Consider the following 5,027-nt stretch of genomic DNA (forward strand, 5'->3'; position numbering starts at 1 on the left):
CGATCGGAATGGTTTGCAAAATAATGGCGTACGGATACACGCTTTTCTCAATCCACTTGGAACTGGCAAGCAGAATGGCACCAGCTACCCCCATGATGATACTGAGGAAAAATCCGAGCACAGCTTCAAGCGTCGTCGTGGAGACAGACACCCATAACGCATGTTTATTTTCCAAGGCAGCAGCCACGATGTCAGAAGGTTTAGGTACCAAATAAACAGGCGCCTTGGCTAAATAAGCAATGAATTCCCAGCCCCCAATGAATACGACAAAGGCAACCAAGGGAGGCAGCAGATGCTTAAGCAGCATGAGGAAACGATAGCCCGGCGAGACCCCTTCATCGAGTCGATTCGCCCAAGCTGCTCGCTCACGGGCAGGAAATATTTCGTCGGGCAGCATTTTCAGATAGTTAGAATCAACAGCCATTTGTCGTGTCTCCCTTCATTTAAGGCTCATACTTGATCTTGCCTGGATTCAGAAGTCCTCTGGGGTCATTCTCGCGTTTCTTGCGTGCCATGCTGCCAACTTCACCCCGTCCGCCTTGTTCGAGCACCCAGGTGTGAGGATCGAAGATTTTGACCCCGATGGATTCACAAAAAGCAACGATCTCGTACAAACGTTCTTCGCTCTGAAAGCGAACGAGTGGAAGCGCATTGAGCGCGAGCTCTCCACCGCTTCGCACCCACTCGAAATGCAGGTAAACTTCGTCGCCCCACTTCGCTTTGAGAAGCTCGATTTGTTCCGCATAGCGATCCAATTCAAAGCCTGCCTGCAAATAGGTCATAGCGGAGTCCGTCTTCATTGCCCATAGTGTTGTATGATTCCATGTAAAATCCGACACACCAATCGTTTTGCGATATTGCTTGGCTTCAATGAAATGGTCGATGTGTCCGCCATAGCTATCAACCAAAGCTTCAACGGAGTCCATGCTTTCCTCCGCAATCTCAAGCATAACAGCTGCCTTGCCAGCATTGATGACCTTGGCAAATGGCACAAAATAGGACGGAATCGGCCATTCCATCGGCGCAATAAGACGCTTCGGAATCGCTTCCTCTCTCGCCAAGGCCTCCCCGAACCTCATTGACTCCTGCAGTGTATCGAAGCTTACGATAACCTGAGCCCATTCGGTGCGCGGGGAAAGCGGGATCGTCACCTCTGTTAAGATGCCGGTCGTCCCATAATTGTGAATATAATTATATAAATCACGACCTTGGATCACCAGGCGCTGCGGCATCTCTTCCATTGTATAGATTACAGCTTCAAGCACGTTGCCATCCCACAGATTGCCATGGGTGATAGAACCTATTCCCCCGGAACCCCCGCTAACGAATCCGCCCACCGTTGCTTTGACATAAGTACTCGGATAGATACGAATCTCCTGCCCGACCTCACGTGCCTTTTTATCAATGACACCCAGTCGCACTCCACATTGAAGCCTTGCATAGCCCTCCCCGATTTCGAGAATTTCATCCATGCGGCTTAGATCAAGAACAATCCCGCCCTGCAGGGGAACTGCCTGGCCGTAATTGCCTGTTCCAGCTCCACGAACCGTTACTGGAATATTGTGCTGATAACCGAAGGTTATTATTTCAGCCACCTCAGCCTCAGATCGAGGTATAGCAACGACATCCGCTGCTTTCATATGCTGCAATTGCCGATTAAGGACAGGAGAATACCAGTAATAATCCTTGGAAAGTTTTTCTCTCGTTTCGCCATCCACACGCACGATCTCATCTCCGAGCCGTTCCTGCATGATTTGCTCCCAGTTCATTTGCACCGCCATCTGCCTCATCCTCCCGTCTTAATGCTCTAACGCTGCGGATACTTCCCGCACCAAATCGCTGAACTGCGCCGCCGTTCGGAAGCTTTCATCTCGTGGATACGGAACCGGAATATCCAGTCGTGCCGATATTTTACCAGGACGTGGTGTCATCACAACAACACTTGTGGATAAAAACACCGATTCAAACACATTGTGCGTTACGAACAGCACGGTCATGGATTTATCCTGCTGCCAAATATTGAGCAGCTCCATCTGCAGCGTTTGACGGGTAATTTCGTCCAAAGCGCCGAACGGCTCATCCATGAGCAGCAGCTTAGGCCTGGAGATTAGCGCTCGCGCGATCGAGACGCGCATTTTCATACCACCGGAAAGCTGCCTTGGCAGCACCTTCATATAATCCTTCAAGCCGACAAGCTCCAGTACGCGCTGAGCCTCTTCTTTTTGCGTCTTCTTGTCCACCCCTCGCAACTCCAGCGGCAATCTAACATTTGCTTCCACCGTAGACCAAGGCAGCAGCGTATGATCCTGAAAGACGAAGGCGATATCGCTTTGCTTACGCGCTTCCTTCGGTGTCGTCCCAAATACGTCCAGCGTGCCGCTGCTCGGCTTGGCAAGCCCAGTAATCATTTTGAAAATCGTAGATTTCCCACAGCCAGAAGGGCCCACGAAGCATAAGAACTCCCCTTCTTGGATGGCTAAATTCACATCCTGCAAGGCAATCGTTCCGTTCGGGTACGTTTTGGACAGCTTTTCCATACTTACAAATGTAGGACTAGTTCCGAGCTTGCTTGGATCGTGGACGACGGTGGAATTCATGGCCATATCGATCATCTCCCAGACTTGTTTTTGGATTCGGCTTATCTATAGGTACTTTTTGAGTGACTTCATGTCAAAAGCCTGAAATTCGAGCAGCGCCTCGGCGATCATCGCACCATAGGTAACCTTCATCGCTTCGCCTTTTTGAACCGAGGCTTGCGTAGCGTCCCCAGATATGCCGGAGTGGGATAAATCGTCCATCACCCAGGCAAAAGCACGATTACGCAGTCCTAAATAACGGGAATCCGGGTAATTTGGAAACTCCGTAGGCGCTGTTTCCATGTGCACCCAATGAGGCATTGCCGACATCACTAGCGACGTTTCCATATCACCCGCATGAATACCTGCCTGCTTCTCCAGCGGAGTAATCCACTCATCTGCACCGCCAAGTCCGCCAGGGTCTAACCGGAAGACAGCCAAGCCAGTCTCAATACGAATTTCACGGGCCATCATATTGAGCAGATCCGTGTTGCCGCCATGCGTATTCACCAGAGCATATTTTTGAAAGCCGCTTCTAGTAAGGCTTTTGGCAATATCCATTACGACAGCCATCAACGTGGTTGCGGATAACGTGATCGTTCCGGGATGGCCGAGATGCTCGGTACTTTTGCCATAGGGGATAGCCGGAAGCAGCCAAATATTCACATCATCCGGGAGCTGCTGGAACGCTTCTGTCAGCAGTACCTCGGAGATTAACGTGTCCGTAAACACCGGCATATGTGGACCATGCTGCTCAATCGCACCTACCGGCAGAACAATCAATGCGTCATCTTTGGGAATTTGCGCTACCTCTAGCTTACTTAACCGGGGAAAAAAGTGGCGATCCCATGCTTTACCTGTATAGCGACTGAATGTCACAATGAGCGCCTCCTCTACGTAGTATGGTTTATTATTCACCTGTATGAAAAAAGACCCAGTCTCATTGACAAGAGTGGATCCTAACTTTCAATGTAACATCGTTCAATCGGAAGCCTCTTTTGACCGGAAAAGCTGCAAGGCTGCGGCAACTTCCGCAACCCGCTCCCCTAACCGAGCGGCCATCAGCAGCTCCCTTGGATCGGGAGACAATGAGCTATCTGGACCTGCCAAGGTAGAGGCGCCATAAGGCGAGCAGCCAATCGCGTCCGCTGTTAAATATTCTGGATTTTCGGAGTACGGAAGTCCCACGAAAATCATGCCGAAGTGAAATAAAGGCACCATGGCGGTCAAAATTGCTGCCTCATGGCCGGTATGGATAGAAGCCGTCGAGTTAAAAATGCCCGTTGGCTTCCCTTCCAAAGCCCCTTCAACACATAGCTCTCCAGCCATTTCTAGGAACAGCTTGACTTGAGCAGGCATCGTGCCATAGTACGTAGGAAACCCCCACAGTATACCGTCTGCCCACCTTAAATCGTCATTGCTTGCAAAGGGAATACTCTCCTGTAACGCACCTGCTGCTTCATATTTACTATAGCGATCAGTCAGTCGGAATTGATTAGATAAGCCTTTGCTGCTTGCCGGCCTCTCCTTCTCTGGCTGGATGACACGATTCTGGGGAGCGGCCATTTCGGGAATGCGTACGATCTTTACCTGATGCGCTCCTGATTGGCTGGCTCCATTGGCAACAGCTTGTGCCATCTGGAAGACATGACCGAATGCGCTGTAATAAATAACGAGTAGGTTGGCCACCGTCAACTTCACCCTTTCGCGAATTCATGTTTATGGAAGGAAACCATCCGTGCTGCCTCGTCCCAGTAGTGAGCTAACGTGTTGTCCTGCCATTTGGTTTTGGCTGCCGCCATGCGTACCCACTTTCCTCCGCAATACACCCAGCGTCGTTCCGGCAGCATGGTGAAGATCTCTTCCGGCGTACCGCCATCAATGATAACAAAGTTCGCTTCATTACCTGACTTAATGGCATCATCGGTAAGTCCCAACACCTTAGCCGGGACATCCGTAATCATGCGCAGCAAATTGCGAAGATCGTCAGGCCTTCCCATATGTGCAGCGTAGGAGCCGATTAAAGCCATTTGCAGCAAATCGCCTCGCCCGAATGGATGAAACGGATCGTGAATATTATCAGAAGCTACCGCAATAGGAATGCCCGCTTCCCATATTTCTTTCAGTCTGGTAACCCCACGCCGAACCGGAAAGCTGTCATGTCTTCCCTGCAAATACAGATTTACCGCAGGCAAGGAAACGGCTTTGAGCCCTGCATCCGCCATCTGAGTGATGATGCTGTGCGCATCTTGATCGATCATTGAAGCCAGGGCGCATAAATGATCAACAGTCACTCGTCCTTCGTAACCTTCCGCCTTCGTTCGGTAGGCGATGTGCTCAATCGTGCGGGTAGCCGGATTGTCGGTTTCGTCACAATGAAGATCAATCGGCACGTTGTATTTCTCTGCTAATTTGAATACATAATCAATATCTTCTTTCGGGGTCATGGAT

At 50.4% G+C, this 5,027-nt stretch carries 6 protein-coding genes; all 6 read right to left on the bottom strand.

Going from position 1 to position 5,027, the window contains the following annotated elements; all coding sequences use genetic code 11:
- Positions 1–424, bottom strand: a 424-nt coding sequence (locus AC1DUA_RS22850) for an ABC transporter permease (protein ID WP_477501960.1), incomplete at its 3' end; no start/stop codon positions are given.
- A 19-nt stretch (positions 425–443) separates the two neighbouring features.
- Positions 444–1,781 (bottom strand): FAD-binding oxidoreductase, encoded by a 1,338-nt coding sequence (locus AC1DUA_RS22855; protein WP_477501961.1) that lies wholly within the window; start codon positions 1,779–1,781, stop codon positions 444–446.
- 18 nt (positions 1,782–1,799) lie between these two features.
- Positions 1,800–2,603: an ABC transporter ATP-binding protein gene (locus AC1DUA_RS22860; RefSeq protein ID WP_477501962.1), complete on the bottom strand. Its 804-nt coding sequence runs from the start codon at positions 2,601–2,603 to the stop codon at positions 1,800–1,802.
- A gap of 39 nt (positions 2,604–2,642) precedes the next feature.
- A complete protein-coding gene (locus AC1DUA_RS22865; RefSeq protein WP_477501963.1) occupies positions 2,643–3,455 on the bottom strand; it encodes a creatininase family protein in 813 nt (270 codons plus the stop codon).
- Between the two features lie 102 nt (positions 3,456–3,557).
- Entirely contained in the window at positions 3,558–4,265 is a 708-nt protein-coding gene (wrbA, locus tag AC1DUA_RS22870; RefSeq protein WP_477501964.1) for an NAD(P)H:quinone oxidoreductase, read from the bottom strand.
- An 8-nt stretch (positions 4,266–4,273) separates the two neighbouring features.
- Positions 4,274–5,027 (bottom strand): amidohydrolase family protein (locus tag AC1DUA_RS22875; protein WP_477501965.1); only part of this gene is annotated, 754 nt, incomplete at its 5' end.

The sequence above is a fragment of the Paenibacillus sp. 01T422 genome (genome assembly GCF_056398785.1).